We start from the raw sequence: 16,045 nt of genomic DNA on the forward strand, positions 1-16,045 counted from the left end.
CCGTCGCCGGAGGAGACAGACCATGACCGTCCCCGCGCCGCGGGTCCGCCGGCGGCCCTCCGTACCGGGCCGCACCCTGCCCCTGCTGCTCGTGCTGGCGCTGCTCGCCCCGCTGGGGCTGCTCTTCGCCCAGACCGACGGGCACACCGGCGACGACCACGACCTGGCCGCCCGGGAGCGGCTCGGCGTGCGCTACCTGCGCGCGCTCGGGCCGGTCACCGACGCGCTGACCGACGCGCAGACCAACGCGGTCGCCGGGCGACCGGTCTCCCGGGCGGCGCTCACCGCCGCCATCGAGCGGGCCGCGCAGGTGGACGGCGCGATCGGCGACCAGCTCCGCACCCGGGAACGCTGGGCCGGGGTACGGGCCAAGCTGGAGGCGCTGCCGGAGCGCGGGCTCGCCGACCCGGAGGCGGCCTTCCAGGCGTACGGCGAGGTCGCCGACCTGCTGCTGGCCCTGCACCGGAAGGTCCGCGAGGCCTCCGGCCTGGTCCGCGACCCGCGCTCCGACTCGTTCTTCGTGCAGGACGCCATCGGCGCGGACCTGCCCGCCGCCATGGTGGCCGCCGGCCGCCTCGCCGACGTGGCCACCCTCGCCCCGAACCGGCCCGCGGCGCAGCGCCCGAGGACCGTCGCCGAGCTGGCCGAACTCCGGGTCGCCGCGCTCGGGCCCGCCACCGACCTGGTGGACGACCTGCGGGCGGCCGTGGACAGCTCGGAGAGCACCGACCTCGGCCCGACCGTGCTCACCCCGCTGGACACCTACCAGCGTTCGGTGGAGGCGCTGGCCGCGTTCTCGGCGCCGGCCGGCGCGGCCGGGCCCGACCCGGTCCAGCTCGGCGCCGCGCGGCGCGGCGCGCAGTCGGCCGCCGCGCAGCTCCGGCAGGTCATCCTCGACCAGCTCGACGCGCTGCTGGCGGATCGGCTCGACCGGCTCGACCGGGACCGCTGGCTGGCCCGGGGCGCCGTCGCGGCGGCCGGGGTGCTGCTCGCCGTGCTGGCCGGGGTGCTGCTCTCCACGCTGCGACGCGCCCGCCTCCGGGCCGCCGAGGCGGACCGCGAGCCCGCCGAGGCCGGCCCCCCGCCGGCCACGCTCCGCCCGGACCAGCCGGCGTACGCCGGTGACGGCGAACTCCTGCCGGTCGGCGGCGGGCGCGGCGAGTCCGAGCGATGGAGGCCGTTCGATGCTGCTCGGTAGGCTCCGGATCCGGGGCAGGCTCGCCCTGCTGGTGATCATCCCGCTGCTCAGCATGGTCGGGTTGGCCGTGCCGGTGGTCCTCGACCGGGTCGCCGCCGCCCAGCGGGCCGCCGACACCGCCGACACCGTCCGGGTGGCCAGCCGCATCGGCAGTCTCGTGCAGGACCTCCAGCAGGAACGGCTGCTCTCGGTGGGGTCGCTGCTCGGCCGGGTGACCCGCACCGAGCTCATCCAGAAGTCCGCCACGGTGGACGACCGGGTCGCCGACCTGCGGGCCGAGCGGCTGCCGGCGCCCGTCCGGACGGCCCTCGACGGGGTACGCACGCTGGCCGACCTGCGCACCGCGGTGCTCGCCGGCAGGGCCACGCCGGACGAGATCATGAACGCGTTCCGCACGGTCGACATGGCGCTGATCGAGGCGCTGCGGCTGCCGTTCCAGGTGGACACCGGCACGTCGGCCGGGCGGCAGGTGCTGGCGCTGGACGCGCTGCTCCGCGCCGACGAGGGGCTGGGCGCCTGCGCCACGCTGATCGTGCTGGTCAAGACGACGGGCGACCCGAAGGTGGCCGGCTCGTACATCGCCTGCATGTCCGCGCTCCTGGTCGACAACCGGCGGTTCCGCAGCCTGATCACGCCGGAGCAGTACCGGCTGGCCATGCTGGACGACGCGGCCGTCGCCGCCCGGACCAGCCCCACCTTCCTGGTCGACAGCGTCAAGGACCCGGTGACGGCCATCGCGGCGGTGCCGATCGACGCGCTGTTCCCCTCGGTCCGCTCGATGATCACCCTCGGCCAGTTCGTGGAGAAGAAGATCGTCGCGGACGTCATCGCCGAGACCCGGAACGAGCAGCGGGACGCGCTCGCCGCCGCCTGGCTGGTCAGCGCGGCGGCCGTCCTGATCCTGCTGAGCGTCGTCCTGCTCGGCATGGCGGTGGCCCGGACGGTGGCCCGGCCGCTGACCCGGCTCACCCGGTCCGCGGACCGGGTCGCCCGGGTCGCCGAGGCGGAGCTGACCCGGGTGGTCGACGACGAGTCCGAGACCGTGGCACCGGTCCGCCTCGACCCCATCGACGTCGGAGGCCGGGACGAGATCGGCGACCTGGCCCGCGCGTTCGAGCGGGTGCAGCGCACCGCCGCCCGGCTGGTCGAGCGGCAGGTGGCCGGCCGGCGCAACGTGGCGCAGATGTTCGGCCACGTCGGCCGGCGTACGCAGAACCTGGTGGGCCGGCAGATCGCCCTGATCGACCGGCTGGAGCGGCAGGAGACCGACCCCGGGCGGCTGGAGCACCTGTACCGCCTCGACCACATCTCCAGCCGGCTGCGCCGCAACGCCGGCAGCCTCGTGGTGCTCTCCGGCGCGACCGGGTCGGACGGGCACGTCGCACCGGTCCCGCTGGCCGACCTGGTCCGGCTCGCGCTCGGTGAGATCGAGGACTACACCCGGGTGGACGTGCAGGTCCGGTCCGGGGTGTCGGCGGGGCCCGCGACCGCCGGCGACCTGGTTCTCGCGCTGGCCGAGCTGATGGAGAACGCCACCGCCTTCTCCCCGCCGCACACCCGGGTGCTGGTGGCCGGCGAGCAGACCGACGGCGGCACCCGGCTCACCGTGGTGGACCGGGGCATCGGCATGACCGAGGAGCGCCTCGCCGCGGAGAACGCCCGGCTCACCCGCCGGGAGCGGCTCGACCTGGCGCCCACCGAGGTGCTCGGGCTCTTCGTGGTGGGCCGGCTGGCCCGCCGGCACGGCTGGAACGTCCGGCTCGCCGCGACCGCCGGTGGCGGGGTGACCGCCCACCTGGACATCCCGGCCGCCCTGCTGGTGGTCCGCCGTCCCGAGCGGGCCGGCGTGGCCGTGGCGCGGGCCGCCGTGCCGTCCCGGGAGCGGCGGGCGCTGCCCGAGCCGGCCCGGACCCCGGCCGCCGACGAGCCGACCGGCTTCGACGCGGCGCTGCTGAGCCGGGCCACCCGCAGCCTCGAGGCCGGGCAGTCCTGGAACGCCTTCGGCAACCCGGCCTTCGCCCCGGGCCCCGACGCCGGCCCGGGCACCGCCGCCGACCCCGGCCCGTTCACCGACCCCGGCCCGTTCGCCGGCGGGCCGCCGACCGCCTGGCCGCCCCTCGTGGCGCCCGCCACCCCGGCGCCGGCCACCCCCGGTTCCGGCACCCCCGACACGCCGACCCCGGTCGTCGGCCCGGCCCCGGCCGCTCCCCCGGCCGCCGGGCCGGCGACCGGCCCCCCGCCCGCCGGACCGGCCCTTCCGCCACCGCCCGCCGGACCGGCCCTCGCGCCGGCGCCCGCCGAGCCGGCCTGGCCACAGCCGCTGATCCGGCAGCGGGTGCCCGGGGCGAGCCTGCTGCCCGCCGGGCCGGCGGCCGGGCCGGTGACCGCCGGGCCCGCCGACGCGGCCACGGTCCGGGCCCTGGTCGAGGCGTTCCAGGACGGCGTACGCCGCGCCGAGGACGACGCCGCCCCGGTCGTGCCCACCCCCGACCGGCCCCGGCTCAGCCGGCGGGTGCCCGGCGCGAACCTGGCCGTGTCCCCGGGGCAGGCCACCCCGCCGGCGAGCCCGCCGCCGGGGGACCCCGCCGAGGTCCGCGACCTCATCACCGATTTCGAGGCGGGCGTCGCCCGTGCTCTGCGCGAAGTCAGTCCTGACCGACGCTACGAAGAGGACGCATCACGGTGACCAGCCCGTTCCTGCACGACAACGCCGACCAGACCACCACCGGCGGCCTCAGCCCCGAGGCGCGCACCTTCAACTGGCTGCTCGACTCGTTCACCTCCAGCACGGCCGGGGTGATGGAGGCGATCGCGGTCTCCTCGGACGGACTGCTGATGGCCATGTCCGCCATCAAGGACCGGTCCAACGCGGAGCGGCTGGCCGCCGTCGTCTCCGGCATGACCAGCCTCGCCGGGGGCGCGGCCAGCTGGTACGCGCTCGGCGGTTTGAACCGGGTGATCGTGGACATGGCCGAGGGCTACCTGCTGATCAGCGCGATCAGCAGCGGCTCGGTGCTCGGCGTGGTCGCCGACCGCTCGGCCAACCTGGGCACCGTGGCGTACGAGATGACGCTCTTCGCCGGCCGGGCCGGCGGCGCCCTGACCCCCCGGTTGATCGCCGAACTGAAGAACGCCGTCCAGCAATGACACCGGACGCGGCCGGCGAGGACCCGGAGCCGGAGCCCGGCACCCGGGTCCGCCCCTTCCTGCACGCGCCCTCCCCCGGCCCCAGGCCGGACGCGGGCGACGGGGAGCCCACCGGTCCGCGGCCGTTCGTGCTGACCGCCGGCCGGGTGGACGGCGATGCGGCGATCGGCCTGGAGACCCAGGTGACCACCCGGCCGGAGAGCGGCTCGTGGGCGGTGATCGCCCAGCTGGACCCGGAACTGGCGACGATCGTGGCGCTCTGCGCCGAGCCGATCTCGGTGGCCGAGATCTCCGCCCGGACGCGGATGCACTTCGGCGTGACCCGGGTGCTCGTCGGCGACCTCCGCGCCGCCGGGCACCTCGACGTGCACCTCGGGGACGCCGACGACACCCTCGACCCCGACCTCATCCTGCGAGTGATTGATGGACTCCGTGCGATCTCCTGAATGGCCGGCGGCCGCCGCAGGCGGTCCCGCCGCGAACAACGCCGCCACCCGGTACGCCGCTCCGCCCACCACCGTCCCGCCGGCCGGTCGGGCGGCCACGCCGGCTCCGCCGCCGCCGTACCGGCCGCCCGAGGTGGCCGCCCCGACGGTCAGCCGGGTGCCCGCGCCGCGCCCACCGATCCCGGTGAAGATCCTCATCGCGGGTGGCTTCGGGGTCGGCAAGACCACCACGGTGGGCGCGATCTCCGAGATCGCCCCGCTGACCACCGAGGCGGAGATGACCACCGCCGGAATCGGCGTCGACGACCCGGGCGCGGCCTCGGACAAGACCACCACCACGGTGGCCATGGACTTCGGCTGCGTCACCATCGACCGCAGCCTCAAGCTCTACCTCTTCGGCACGCCCGGCCAGGCCCGCTTCGGCTTCATGTGGGACGACCTGGCCCGGGGCGCGCTCGGGGCGCTCGTGGTGGTGGACAGCGCCCGGCTCGACGACTGCTATCCGGCCATCGACTTCTTGGAGCGGGCCGGGCTGCCGTTCGCCGTGGGGGTGAACGCCTTCGACGGCCGGCTGGCGCTGGACCTGCCCTCGATCCGCTGGGCGCTGGCGATCGGCGAACACGTGCCGCTGGTGCAGTTCGACGCCCGGGAACGGCTCTCCGTACGGGACGCGCTGCTCGTCGTCCTGGACCGGGCGCTGGACCGGGCGACACGGGAGAAGGGGGCCTGAACCGGCAGCCGGTTCGACCCGTATCACGGAAGGGGTGGACGTGATGAGAGGTGATCTGGACGAGACCCTGGCCCGGCTGGCCCGGCGCGAGGAGGCGCAGCGCCGCCGGGGGCCGCTGCCCGGCGAGCCGGACGAGGACGCCGGGCGCGACCGGCCGGCGGACGCGCGGGCGGGGCACGGCGCGTACCGGTTGCGTGGGGGCGACCGGCCGGAGCGGCGGGACCCGGTCGAGGAGGTGGCCGAGGCGGTCCGCCGGGTGGTCGCCGAGCACCCCGGGCTCGCCGTCGTCGTGCGGGTGGAACTGGGCGGGCAGGCGTACCCGTTGCGGGTCGCCTGGTCCGGCCCGGAGGTGACGGTCGGCGCGGCGCCCGCGCCGGCGCCCCCGCCGGCCTGGCCGATGTCGGTGAAGACGGTGCCGGCCCCCGGGCAGGACGGGCTGGCCACCGACCCGGCGGCCCGGCTGGCCGAGATGATCCGGCGCGACCCGTCGCTGCTGGACGACACCGGCCCGCTCTGAGGCCCGCCGGCACGACGGGGTGCCGGCGGCTACTGTCGGGCGGGTGGCGGAACCCGACCTGACCCTGACCGCGGCCCTGCGGCCGGCGGCGCTGGACGCCCGGCGCGGCGTCGTCCGCCTGCACCCCGAGGTGCTGACGGCGCTGGCGCTGCGTCCCGGCGACCCGGTGCGGCTGGCCGGCCGCCGGGTGACCGCCGGCATCGCCGCCCCGGCCGAGCCGACCGCGAGCAGCGCCCTGCTCTACGCCGACGACCTGCTGCTGGGCAACCTGGGCCTGCGCGACGGCGGGCAGGTCACGGTGAGCCCCCTCCCGGCGGTCCCGGCGCGCCGGCTCACCCTGGCCGGGCCGGTCGGCGTCGTGGCCGCGGTCTCCCCGGAGATGCTCCGGCTCGCCCTGCTCGGCAAGGTGGTCACCGCCGGCGACGACGTCTCGCTGCTGCCCCAGGACGTGCTCCCCGACGCCGCGCTCCGCGGCCTGGTCGAGGCCGCCCGCCGCAGCCTGGCCACCACCGTCGGGTACGCCTGGACCAGCACCCTGCTCACCGTCGTGGCGGCCGAGCCGGCGACCGGCGCGCTGGTCACCATGGACACCGTGGTCGGCTGGGAGCACGGCCCGGCCACCCGCGGCTCCGGCCCGGCCGGCGAGGAAGGCCCGGCGGCCCCGACCGCTCCCGCGCCGGCCGACGGCCTGCTCGGCCCCGAGGACGCTCCCGACGTGGACGAGCTGCCCGGGTTGCGGGCCCAGGCCGAGGAGCTGACCGAACTGCTCGACCTGGGCTTCCACCACCGGGAGGTGCTGGGACGGCTCGGCACCACCGTCTCGCTCGGCGTGCTCGTCAGCGGCCCCGCCGGCTCGGGCAAGTCGGCCCTGGTCCGCGCGGTCGCCGCCCGGGTCCGCGCCCGGGTGCGCCCGCTGTGGGGCCCGGAACTGGCTGCGCTGGGCAACGACGCGGCCGCCCGCCGGCTGCGCGAGGCCGCCGCTGCGGTCCGGGCCGGCGGCCCGGCCGTGCTGCTGGTCACCGACGTGGAGGCGGTCGCCCCGGCCGACGAGCCCGGTCCGCTGGCCACGGTGTTCCGGCAGGTGGTCGCCGAGACGGTCCGGTCGGGGGCGGCGGTCGTCTGCACGACCGGGCGCCCCGAGGCGGTGGATCCGGCGCTACGCGCCCCGGACCTGCTCTCGCTGCGGATCACCGTGCCGCTGCCCGACGCGGCGCTGCGCCGGGAGCAGCTGACCGTGCTCACCCGGCAGGTGCCGCTGGCCGAAGACGTCCGGCTGGACGAGGTGGCCGGGCGTACGCCGGGGTTCGTCGCCGCCGACCTGGCCGCGCTGGTCCGGGAGGCCGGGGTGCGGGCCGCGCTGCGGCAGAAGGCGGCGGAGACCCCGACCGTGGCGATGGCCGACTTCGCCGCCGCCCTGGAGGTGGTCCGGCCGACCACGATGGCCGCGTCCACCCTGGAACTGGCCTCGGTGACCCTGGACGACGTCGGGGGCCTGCACGAGGTCAAGCAGAGGTTGACCGAGTCGGTGCTGTGGCCGCTGACCTACCCGGACACCTTCGCCCGGCTGGGCGTGACGCCGCCGCGCGGGGTGCTGCTCTACGGCCCGCCCGGCTGCGGCAAGACCTACCTCGTCACCGCGCTGGCCGGCTCGGGCCGGGCCAACGTGCTGTCGGTGAAGGGCGCGGAGCTGCTCTCCAAGTGGGTGGGTGAGAGCGAGCGAGCGGTGCGGGAGCTGTTCCGTCGGGCCCGCGAGGCGGCCCCCACGCTGGTCTTCCTCGACGAGGTGGACGCCCTCGCCCCGGTCCGGGGCCAGGCCAACGACGGCGGCACCACCGACCGGGTGGTCGCCGCCCTGCTCACCGAGCTGGACGGGGTGGAGGCGCTGCGCAACGTGGTGGTGGTCGGCGCGACGAACCGCCCCGAGCTGGTCGACCCCGCGCTGCTCCGCCCCGGCCGGCTGGAACGCCTGGTGTACGTGCCGCCGCCGGACGGCCCGGCCCGCGCCGAGATCCTCCGGGCTGCCGCCCGGCACGTCCCGCTCGCGCCCGACGTGGACCTCACCGCGCTCGGCGCGGAACTGGACGGCTTCTCGGCGGCCGACTGCGCCGCGCTGATCCGGGAGGCGGCCCTCGCCGCGATGCGCGAGTCGCTGGCGGCCAGCACGGTCACCGCCGCGCACGTCGAGGCGGCCCGCACCCGCGTCCGCCCCTCGCTGGACCCGGTCCAGCTCGCCCACCTGGAGGCCTACGCCGCCACCCGGAGCTGAGCCGGGACGGGTTCAGTCGGTGGGCAGCAGCGGGCCGAGCGGGCCGAGGTCGAGGTTGAGGTCCTCGGGGGCCAGGCCGAAGTACTCGCGGAGCTGGGTCATCTGCTCCTCCAGTGCCATGAGCGTGGCGCCGACCCGCTCGATCTGCTCCTCGGTGAGGTCGCCCAGGTCGACCCGGCGCAGCGCCTGCCGTTCCATGAGCTGCCGGAGCAGCTCGATCACGGTGAGCACCAGGCTGGCCAGCCCCCGCTCGACCGAGTCCTTGTCGACGGCGAGCCGGCGGTCCAGCGGTCGGACCCGGGGCGCCGTCCACCGCGGCTCGCCCAGCGCCGCCGCCAGGTCGGCCGCCTCGTCCCGCCCGGTCACGGCGCGGCCTCCGGCTCGGGCGGGGCGAGCGCGCCGACCGAGGCGATGAGCGCGCGCAGCGAGACGCGGACCAGGTCGATGTCCGCGATGGCCAGGGTGATGTCCCCGGTGATCACCACGCCGGTGGCGAGCACCCGGTCGAGCAGGTCGACCAGGGCCACCGACCGGTAGGCCAGCGGGTCGTCGGCGCTGCTCGGCGCCAGCGCGGTCACGCCCATGCCGGCTCCCCCTCCGGTTCCGCCACGAACGAGTACGGCGGCCACGGGCCGGTCAGTTCCAGCCGCAGCTCCGGGTGCCGTTCCGCCAGCTCCCGGGCCAGCCCCGCGAAGCCGTCCCAGCGGTCCCGGTCGATCAGGTACGCCCCGTTGAGCACCATGGCGGTGGGCGCGCCGGAGAGCCGCCGGTCCTGCGGGGCGTGCCGGCGGGCGGCGACCGCGTACCCGGCCAGGGCGGCGTGCACGGCGGCGGCCCCGTCGGCGGCCACCCGCTGCCCCTCCTCCCTCGCGGTGAGCTGGGCCCGGCGCCGCCGCAGGTACGCGGCACCGGCCCCGCCCCCGCCGTCGGGTTCCTCGACCCGCGGGGTGGCGCCGGGCACCACGTACCCCTTGACGCCCCACTCCGCGCGGCCGTCGAGCCGGGCCAGCGTGCCGGCCAGCTCGTCGTGCAGCTCGACCAGCACCCGGGCCACCCGGTCGTCGTCGCGGTGGACGGTGGCGAGTCGGGCGGGCACCACGGCGCCGGACCGGGACAGCGCGTCCACCACGGCGTGGTGCGCCCGGGCGGCGCGCTCCAGCCAGGCCAGGTCCTCCAGGTTGCGGCGCAGGGCGGCCTCGCCGTACTCGCTGAGCGGGGCATCGCTGACCACGGCGACCAGGCCGGCGGCGGCCACCGCCCGCACCGGGGTGCCGGCGATGCCCGGGAGCCCGGCGGGCGTGGCCGTCCCGGCGACCACCCCGTGCAGCCAGACCGCGGTGCCGGTGTCCCGGACAGGGTCAGAGGTCGTGGTCATGCCAGTCCTCCGTCTGCTCCCGCTCGGCCCGGGCCGCCACCCGCGGCCGGCGGGACGCCTCGACCTCCTCCGGGTCGCGCGGGCCCGGCTCGACCGGCGGCCGGGCCCGGGAGCTGAGCCACGGGTCGTGCTCCCACCAGTCGATGCCGATCTGCCGCGCCGTGTCCACCGAGGCGATGACCAGCCGCAGCTTCAGCGTCAGCAGCTCGATGTCGAGCAGGCTGACCCGGATGTCACCGGCGATCACGATGCCCCGGTCGAGCACCCGTTCCAGGATGTCGCCGAGGTTCGCCGGCTCGTGGCCGGCCGGCAGCACCTGACCGGAGTTCTGCACGACCGACGGAGCCCGCCCAATGGTCATCTCAGTCCCCCTTGCCGCGCTGGTAGCGGCGCGTCCGCCGGTAGCCGAGCAGGCTGCCGGTCATGTCCAGCTCGACCTCGTAGAGGCCGAGCAGGTCGGTCGACGCCGGGATGCGGTGGTCCTCGACCACCTCCACCCCGATCCGCCAGCCGTCGTCGGTGGGCTGGATCGAGGTGACCCCGAGCGGGTCCTTACCGGTCAGATCGACGATCTGGCGCAACCCCTCCCGGGCCGCCTCGCCCGCGCTGACCGCCTCCTCGTCGCCCTCGTCGACATACCGGTCCTCGGCCCGACCGCCCCGGTCCCGCCACCGCTCGCGGTCGCCGTCACCCCGGATCCGTGCTGTCATCGCCCTCCCCCTCGTCCGCCACGCGGCTCGCCGCGGCGGCCGCCGGTCCCCCGCCGGGCGGGCGCCGGCCGCCGGGGGGCACCGTTACGCCCCGGCGGGACACGGCTGCCGCCGGCGGCCGGCCTGGTCAACCGGTCCAGCACCTGCTGCTGCCCCCGGTCCCGCTCCTCCGGCGTGATGTCCCCGGCCGCCGCCGCCCGGTCCAGCTCCTCCAGCTCGCGCCGGATGTTGACCGGGTTGTACTGCCGTGACTCCGCCTCCCGCGCCACCACCTTGACCAGCGCGGTCAGCCCGCGCACCGGCGCGTACGGCAGGGTCAGCAGCGTCCACAGGATGTCCACGGGTCACTCCACCAGCTGGTGCGCGCTGACGAAGTCGTACGGGGCGAGCGGGCCGATGAGCCGCATCCGGATCAGGTCCCGCCGCCGCTCGGCGAACTCCTCCACGGCCTGGATGAACTCGTCCTCGGCGTCGCCCTCCACGAGGAAGGAGACGCGCACCGCGTCCAGCTCGTTGCTGGGCGGGAGGGGCGCGTCGGCCACCACGAGGCGGCCCACCGCGTCGATCAGGTCGCGGTTCTCCGCCTCCCGGCGCAGCTCCACCGCCTGACTGATCATCTCGCCGAGCCGGATCCGCTGCTCCCGGCTCTCGACCTCCGGCCGGCCGCGGACCTCGTCGGCGAGGGCCCCGGCGGCGGCGTTCTCCGCCAGGAACCCGGCGATGAACTCCTGCTCGTCGAAGCGCCCGTGCACGGTGTACTGGAGCCGGTCCTCGACCTCGTCGAGGGCGGCGGCGAACCGGTCGTGGTGCGCGGCGAGCAGGTCCTCGACCGCGTCCTCGCCGGTCACCACCGTGCCGAAGCGGACCGGCAGCACCGGCGCCACCACCGCCGTCCCGTCCAGCAGCCGCTCGTACGCGGTCAGGTCCGCCGGCCGGCCCAGCGGCTCCTCCAGCCCGACCTCGCTGACCAACGCCGCCAGCTCTCCGTGCCGGATCGCGGTCACCTCGCCGGGCGGGGAGCCGACCCCCTCGGCCTCGGGGGTCGGCTCCACGTCGGACGGCACGATGCCGTAGATGAACAGCCCGTTCTCCTGAGCCATCTCAGCGCTCCTCGTCCCGCCGCCGGCGCGGCCGCTCCCGCTCCCGCTCCCGGTCGTCGCCCCGGTCGCGGAGCGAATCGGCCACCGCGCCGCTGATCTCCTGGGCCGCCTTGCCGAGCCCGGAGACCGCCTTGCCCTTGGTGGCGGCGCCGGCCGCGTCACCGACCAGGTCCGGCAGGCCCTTCTGGCCCTTCGGCACGATGCTCAGCCGGTCGACCGCCTCGGCGAACCGCAGGTACGTCTCGACGCTGGCGATCACGATCCGCGCGTTGATCTCCAGGAGCTGGATGCCGACCACGGCGACCGACACCTGGGCGTCGATCACCACGCCCTTGTCGAGCACGGTCTCCACGACGTCGGCGAGGGTGCCCCCGCCGCCGCCGCTGGTGCGCTCCAGGGCGCTGCCCGACTGTCCCGTCGTGGTGGACACGGTCATTCCTCACGCTCCTCTCGCCGGCGGCGCACCACCGGCCGTCGTGGTGTCTCGGGTGCCCGCCGGACGGGGCGCGGCCGCTCGGGGCGCGCCTCCCGCTCCTCGCGCGGCTGGGCGCGGCGCGCCCGCTCGGGGGCGCGGCGGCGCGGCGGCTCCTCCTCCTCGGGCTCCTCGTCGTACTCGTCGTCGTCGAAGTCGTCGCCCTCGTCGTAGTCCGCGTACTCCTCCTCCGCCGGGGTGGGACGGCGGCGCGGCGGCGGCCGGCGGCGGCCGCGGCCGGCGGGCCGGCGCTCCTCCTCCGGCTCCTCCTCCGGCTCCTCCTCCGGCTCCTCCTCGGGTTCCTCGGCCCGGCCCCGCTGTTCGCCGCGACCCCGCTGCTCCTCGCGGCCCTCCTGCTCCTCGCGGCTCTCCTGCTCCTCGCGGGCCTCCTGCTCCTCGCGCAGCGCGGTCTCGTGGTCCTTGACCACCTGGGAGTCCTCGATCTCACCGCGCCAGCCCTCGACCGAGTCGGGGTCGAGCACGGTCTGGGTCATCACGTGCCGGACGAAGTGCTTCAGCTCCAGCCGGACCCGGCGGCCCTGGGCGCGCCACAGGTTGCCGGTGTGCTCGAAGAGGCCCTGCGGGTGGTACTCCAGCACCACGAGGATCCGGGTCAGTTCGGGGCCGACCTCGTGGAAGCTGACCGTGCCGTCGACGGAGCCCTTCTCGCCCTTGGACCGCCAGTGGATGAGCCGGTCCGGGATCTGCCGGACAATTGTCGACTCCCAGGTCCGGTGCGACCAGAAGACCTGCGCCTTCCAGGTCATCTTCCCGTCCTCGTCCCAGTCGGCCTGCTCGACCTTCTTCATGAAGCTCGGGAAGTCGCCGAACTGCGTCCACTGGTTGTACGCGACCCGGACCGGCACGCCGACCTCGATGGTCTCGACGATGTTGGTGACCTTGAGCTTCTTGCCACCGCCCTTGCCGCCCTTGCCACCGCCGAACGCCGACATCAACTTCTCCTTACCGCCGGCCAGGCCGGCCTGGAACATGGCCTTGACCGGGGAGTTGCCCTCGGCGAGCTTCTGTGCGCCGGTGGCGGCGGCGACCAGGCCGGGGCCACCGCCCTGCTTGGCGTACTCGCTGAGCCGCCCGCTGGCGCCGGTGATCCGCTCGGTGACCACGTGCATGGCACGCTCGCCGATGGCGGAGGCGAGGTTGCGCAGCTCGCCACCGATCTGGTCGCGGGCCCGCTCCGTGAGGTTGCTGGTCGCCATGGTCACCGCCCCCGCTGCCGTCGCGCGACCGGGCGACCGCCCCGGTCCGTCTCGTCCCCCGCGGCGGGCTGCTCGTCGAGCTCCTCCTCGTCGTCGGCGGCGGACCGCTCGCCGTCCGCCGGCTCCTCGTCCGGACGGCCGCCGGCCGTCTTCCGGCGCAGCGCGTCGGCGCCGCCGCGCAGCTTGCCACTGATCGCGTCGATGCCACTGCCCGCGGCCGCGGTCGCCGCGGCCCTGCCGGCGGTCGCCAGCGGGGCACCCAGCTTGCCGAGGCCGCCGAGCTGGGGACTCGCGTTCATCAGGTCCGCGCCGAGCTGCTTCAGCCCGCCCGGCCGCTGGCTGGCCCGCCCGGCCGCCACGGCGGCGGCCAGGGTGAGGGCCGTGCGCAATTTCTTCCGGCGCCCGAGGATGTAGCCGAAGCCCACCGCCAGCGCCACCCGTGCTCCGCTCTTCATCAGTTCTCCTTCGCTCCCCGGCGGAAGCGGACACCCTCATGCCTGGAGCAGGCCCGGGAAAGCAGCTACCGGGGATCAGCGGGTAACGGGCCTGCGACCGGCGTCCCGTATCAGCGGACCCGGCGGGCAGTACCCGTCCCGCCATGCGCAAAACATTTCAGCGGAATTGCCGAGGCGCATGTCACCGCACATTTGGATAGGCGGTTCAGGAGAGGCAGAGACGGCGCAAAACGGTCAGAGAAGCCCAGGAGAGCAGGGAAAAGTCAAATCTCGCAAGAAAGGTCGGCGAGAAAACTAATGGGTTGGCAGGGCGGAATCGAGGCACATTTCCGCGCGGAGCTTCCCATCCTTCTCGCGCAATTCCGCGCCGCATTTCCGAAGGACCGAGACAGCGCCTTGGTTGTCCGGTGTCGTCTCGGCCACGACGGTGCGCATGCCGGCCGCCGCGGCGGCGTGGAGCAGCTCCCGCAGGGCCGCCGCACCGAGCCCCTGACCGCGCGCCGAGCGGCCCAGCCACATTCCGGTCTCCACCGTCCCCGGCTCGCCGCACCGGGTCATCCGCACCATGCCGACCACCTCGCCGCCGGCCACGATCGCGTACATCAGGGTGCGGGTCGGGCCGTCCAGCCCACCGAAGCTCGCCCGGTGGAACTCGCGGAAGGCCTCCCGACGGGCCAGCGACCACCCGGCCGGGGCCTCGACCGGGGGCATGACATCCTCCGGCTCCGCCTCGGCAGCCGCTACGGAGAGCAACGGCTCCAGGTTTCGCTCGTCCACCGGCTCCAGTCGTACCGCACCCGTCACGAGCCGCAGTCTGCCGGTCGTACCGGCCCAAGTCCACCCCTTTGGGCGCGGACTGCCGGTCCGGCGGAGGGGGTCGGCCGGTCGTACCCCCGGGGTGTTCCGCCTCACGCTCCGTTGTCAGCCAACCGGTCCGTTTCGACCGTGAGGGTGCTCACCCCGCCGGGACGAACTCGCAGAGCACCGCCGAGGCGTCGTCCGTGCGCTTGTGCCGGCGCAACCGGTCCGGGTGGTCCCGCTCGGCCGCCCGGACCCGGTCGATCAGCCCCTCCGGGCCCTCGGCCGCCGTCACGTCGAGCAGGCCGGCCCAGTCGAAGAGGCCGAACTGCTCGACCGCACAGGAGGCGCCGTCGCTCAGCAGCGCGGCCCGTCGCAGCGCCCCCGGCCCGCGCAGCGGCAGCGTGCCGGTCACCGCGTGGTAGGCGGCGTCCGGGTCGCTGGCGGCTGCCCAGTAGCCGTGCGTCCGGTTCATCCGGCTCCGCTGCACGGTCACCGCCCGGTGGAACCGGGTCGCCGCGTCGACGGCCCCGTCCGGCAGCGCGGCGGCCGTCCGGCGCAGGTCCGCCAGCGCCGTGTCCAGCCGGTCGTCGGAGACCACGTCGATCCGGTCCCCGGTGTCGAGCACGAGCGGGCTGTCGCAGAGCACCAGGTAGTCCACCTGGTCACCGCCCTCCCGGAGGAGGCAGACCGTGGAGGACGGGGTGCCCGGATGGTCCAGGTCGCAGTCGCCGCCGTGGTCGGCCCGCACGGCCAGGATCGCCGCCGCCAGGCTGCTCATCAGCGTGGCCGCCGGGCGGGCCGCGACGGCCAGGCCGATCCGGGCGGCCAGGTGCCGGACGTACCACGCCGGGCCGTGCACGCAGCCGGTGTCGAATCCCTCCGGCACGGTCGCCCCGTCGAGGACGCCGACCAGCGGGCCGATCCGGAAGACCAGGTCCTCGTTCTCCAGCCGGCCGGGGGCCGGATCGGAGGCGGAGCGTACCCGCATCATCGGCGCCGTCCCGACCGGCCGGGCCGGCCGGCTGCCGATCGCGTACCGGCGGTCTGGTGCCCCCATCCGTCTGCTCCCTCCGTTGCCGTTCGCCGCCTACCCGGAGCGCCGGAGCCCATGCCGGTGCGGCCGGACCGGAGGGCGGGTGCGGGCGGATCCGAGGATGGTTCGGGCGGTCAGCGCCGCCGGTTCCGGGCCCGGGACGAGCGCAGCCGGCGCAGCCGGCCGACCAGCACCGGCTCGGCGGCGAGCGCGGCCGGCTGGTCCAGCAGCGCGTTGAGCAGCTGGTAGTAGCGGGTCGCGGAGAGCCCGAAGGTGTCCCGGATGGCCTGTTCCTTGGCGCCCGCGTGCTTCCACCACTGCTGCTCGAAGGCGAGGATCTGCCGGTCCCGCTCGGTCAGCGCGCCGGCCTCGCCGGGGGCCTCCGCGGCGAGGGCCGAATCCGCCGGCCCGTCGTCCGGCGGCCCGTCGTCCGGGTCGGCCTCGACCGCGGGGGCGGAGCGGGGTGGCGGGACGGTGCGGCCGGCCTCGCGGCGCGCGACGTCGGCGTTCCCCGACGGCTCGGGCCGGTCGGTGGCGGCCCGCTCCGTGGCGTCGGCGGGCAATGGCGCTCCTCAGCG

19 protein-coding genes and 1 pseudogene are annotated in these 16,045 nt (G+C 76.1%); 7 read left to right on the plus strand and 13 right to left on the minus strand.

Going from position 1 to position 16,045, the window contains the following annotated elements; translation table 11 throughout:
- Window positions 1-22 precede the first annotated feature (22 nt).
- Genes ABZS80_RS09060 through ABZS80_RS09090 form a run of 7 tightly spaced genes read left to right on the plus strand, consistent with a single transcriptional unit; the run spans window position 23 to window position 8,304 of the window.
- Window positions 23-1,198, plus strand: a complete 1,176-nt coding sequence (locus tag ABZS80_RS09060) for a hypothetical protein (RefSeq protein ID WP_355055215.1) — start codon at window positions 23-25, stop codon at window positions 1,196-1,198.
- Window positions 1,185-3,884 (plus strand): nitrate- and nitrite sensing domain-containing protein, encoded by a 2,700-nt coding sequence (locus ABZS80_RS09065; RefSeq protein WP_355055216.1) that lies wholly within the window; start codon window positions 1,185-1,187, stop codon window positions 3,882-3,884. Before ABZS80_RS09060 ends, ABZS80_RS09065 begins: the two co-directional genes overlap by 14 nt.
- Entirely contained in the window at window positions 3,881-4,345 is a 465-nt protein-coding gene (locus ABZS80_RS09070; protein ID WP_151463027.1) for a roadblock/LC7 domain-containing protein, read from the plus strand. Before ABZS80_RS09065 ends, ABZS80_RS09070 begins: the two co-directional genes overlap by 4 nt.
- Window positions 4,342-4,791, plus strand: coding sequence for a DUF742 domain-containing protein (locus tag ABZS80_RS09075; RefSeq protein WP_355055217.1), 450 nt, complete (start codon window positions 4,342-4,344; stop codon window positions 4,789-4,791). Before ABZS80_RS09070 ends, ABZS80_RS09075 begins: the two co-directional genes overlap by 4 nt.
- On the plus strand, window positions 4,769-5,521 hold the full coding sequence (locus ABZS80_RS09080; RefSeq protein WP_355055218.1) for an ATP/GTP-binding protein: 753 nt from the start codon (window positions 4,769-4,771) through the stop codon (window positions 5,519-5,521). Before ABZS80_RS09075 ends, ABZS80_RS09080 begins: the two co-directional genes overlap by 23 nt.
- 43 nt (window positions 5,522-5,564) lie before the next feature.
- Window positions 5,565-6,038, plus strand: coding sequence for a hypothetical protein (locus tag ABZS80_RS09085; RefSeq protein WP_355055219.1), 474 nt, complete (start codon window positions 5,565-5,567; stop codon window positions 6,036-6,038).
- 43 nt (window positions 6,039-6,081) lie between these two features.
- Window positions 6,082-8,304, plus strand: coding sequence for an AAA family ATPase (locus ABZS80_RS09090; RefSeq protein ID WP_355055220.1), 2,223 nt, complete (start codon window positions 6,082-6,084; stop codon window positions 8,302-8,304).
- Window positions 8,305-8,316: 12 nt separating this feature from the next.
- Here ABZS80_RS09090 and ABZS80_RS09095 read toward each other — a convergent pair whose 3' ends face one another.
- From ABZS80_RS09095 to ABZS80_RS09155, 13 genes and pseudogenes are all read right to left on the minus strand, one after another.
- Window positions 8,317-8,670 carry a gas vesicle protein K gene (locus ABZS80_RS09095; protein ID WP_355055221.1) on the minus strand — a complete coding sequence of 118 codons (354 nt, stop codon included), beginning with the start codon at window positions 8,668-8,670 and terminating at the stop codon, window positions 8,317-8,319.
- Window positions 8,667-8,888 carry a gas vesicle protein gene (locus ABZS80_RS09100; protein WP_355055222.1) on the minus strand — a complete coding sequence of 74 codons (222 nt, stop codon included), beginning with the start codon at window positions 8,886-8,888 and terminating at the stop codon, window positions 8,667-8,669. Before ABZS80_RS09100 ends, ABZS80_RS09095 begins: the two co-directional genes overlap by 4 nt.
- Window positions 8,879-9,679 carry a GvpL/GvpF family gas vesicle protein gene (locus ABZS80_RS09105; protein WP_355055223.1) on the minus strand — a complete coding sequence of 267 codons (801 nt, stop codon included), beginning with the start codon at window positions 9,677-9,679 and terminating at the stop codon, window positions 8,879-8,881. Before ABZS80_RS09105 ends, ABZS80_RS09100 begins: the two co-directional genes overlap by 10 nt.
- Window positions 9,663-10,040 carry a gas vesicle protein gene (locus ABZS80_RS09110; protein WP_151463032.1) on the minus strand — a complete coding sequence of 126 codons (378 nt, stop codon included), beginning with the start codon at window positions 10,038-10,040 and terminating at the stop codon, window positions 9,663-9,665. The genes ABZS80_RS09105 and ABZS80_RS09110 overlap by 17 nt, the downstream gene beginning before the upstream one ends.
- A 1-nt stretch (window position 10,041) precedes the next feature.
- The gene (locus ABZS80_RS09115) at window positions 10,042-10,389 is read right to left on the minus strand and encodes a gas vesicle protein (RefSeq protein ID WP_355055224.1); all 348 of its coding nucleotides are present in this window, start codon (window positions 10,387-10,389) and stop codon (window positions 10,042-10,044) included.
- Entirely contained in the window at window positions 10,386-10,730 is a 345-nt protein-coding gene (locus ABZS80_RS09120; protein WP_151463034.1) for a gas vesicle protein GvpG, read from the minus strand. The genes ABZS80_RS09115 and ABZS80_RS09120 overlap by 4 nt, the downstream gene beginning before the upstream one ends.
- A gap of 3 nt (window positions 10,731-10,733) precedes the next feature.
- The gene (locus ABZS80_RS09125; RefSeq protein ID WP_355055225.1) at window positions 10,734-11,489 is read right to left on the minus strand and encodes a GvpL/GvpF family gas vesicle protein; all 756 of its coding nucleotides are present in this window, start codon (window positions 11,487-11,489) and stop codon (window positions 10,734-10,736) included.
- Window positions 11,490-11,703: 214 nt separating this feature from the next.
- Window positions 11,704-11,925 (minus strand): annotated as a pseudogene (gene gvpJ / locus ABZS80_RS09130) (gas vesicle protein GvpJ); the annotation flags it as partial.
- Window positions 11,922-13,178 carry an SRPBCC family protein gene (locus tag ABZS80_RS09135; RefSeq protein ID WP_355055226.1) on the minus strand — a complete coding sequence of 419 codons (1,257 nt, stop codon included), beginning with the start codon at window positions 13,176-13,178 and terminating at the stop codon, window positions 11,922-11,924. The pseudogene gvpJ and the gene ABZS80_RS09135, both read right to left, overlap by 4 nt.
- 2 nt (window positions 13,179-13,180) lie before the next feature.
- Complete coding sequence (locus ABZS80_RS09140; RefSeq protein ID WP_355055227.1) at window positions 13,181-13,633, minus strand: hypothetical protein; 453 nt, start codon at window positions 13,631-13,633, stop codon at window positions 13,181-13,183.
- Window positions 13,634-13,927: 294 nt separating this feature from the next.
- On the minus strand, window positions 13,928-14,437 hold the full coding sequence (locus ABZS80_RS09145; RefSeq protein ID WP_355055228.1) for a GNAT family N-acetyltransferase: 510 nt from the start codon (window positions 14,435-14,437) through the stop codon (window positions 13,928-13,930).
- Window positions 14,438-14,588: 151 nt separating this feature from the next.
- Window positions 14,589-15,491 carry a hypothetical protein gene (locus ABZS80_RS09150; RefSeq protein WP_355055229.1) on the minus strand — a complete coding sequence of 301 codons (903 nt, stop codon included), beginning with the start codon at window positions 15,489-15,491 and terminating at the stop codon, window positions 14,589-14,591.
- 110 nt (window positions 15,492-15,601) lie between these two features.
- A complete protein-coding gene (locus ABZS80_RS09155; protein ID WP_355055230.1) occupies window positions 15,602-16,030 on the minus strand; it encodes a DUF3263 domain-containing protein in 429 nt (142 codons plus the stop codon).
- Between the last annotated feature and the right edge of the window lie 15 nt (window positions 16,031-16,045).

This window comes from Micromonospora sp. NPDC005305, assembly GCF_040607315.1.
GTDB lineage: Bacteria > Actinomycetota > Actinomycetes > Mycobacteriales > Micromonosporaceae > Micromonospora.